The following is a 536-nucleotide window of genomic DNA, read 5'->3' as shown; positions in this document are numbered from 1 at the left end:
CCATGTGCCGCTTGATTTGTAACTATCGTTCCTTTTAGGAACATAGTTCTGTCAACGCGGCCAATGGTCAGACAAATCAAGCGGCTCTTTTTTTGCGCATGCAGCTCCGGAAAAGGAGTCTGCAATGCGCTTTTTTCATATCCGCCCCCTTTTAGCGTGGGAGCCGTATATCGCTGAATACCCCTGATCTCCCGATTTTTTGAACCTCACCAAATTCAGAAAATCACAAAGGAGATCAGGAGTATGACTGAAAAGAATTATTTTCTCAACATTTACAACACCATGACCGGCGAATTTGAGCTCGTCCAGGTCACAAAAGAAGTCTTCCAGACCTACAGGCGGACGAAATGGCACATTGAAGACAGCACGGAACGCTTTTACAAGCACGAAACGCAGATGAGTTCTCTGATCGGCGGTGAAAATGACGGATACGAGCGGTTCCATGAATTTATTGATTATGACAACACCCCTGAAAATCAGGCAATTGAGGAGATGGTGCGCCAGTCCCTGCGTAATATTCTGGATCTGCTCCCGCC

Annotated in this window: 1 pseudogene; it reads left to right on the top strand. The window is 46.6% G+C overall.

Features of this window, described 5'->3' with window-relative positions:
• Positions 1–243: 243 nt before the first annotated feature.
• Positions 244–536 (top strand): annotated as a pseudogene (locus H8Z83_RS19345) (sigma-70 family RNA polymerase sigma factor); the annotation flags it as partial.

The sequence above is a fragment of the Dysosmobacter segnis genome, assembly GCF_014297285.1.
GTDB lineage: Bacteria > Bacillota > Clostridia > Oscillospirales > Oscillospiraceae > Oscillibacter > Oscillibacter segnis.
This window is presented reverse-complemented; position numbering and strand designations above follow the sequence as displayed.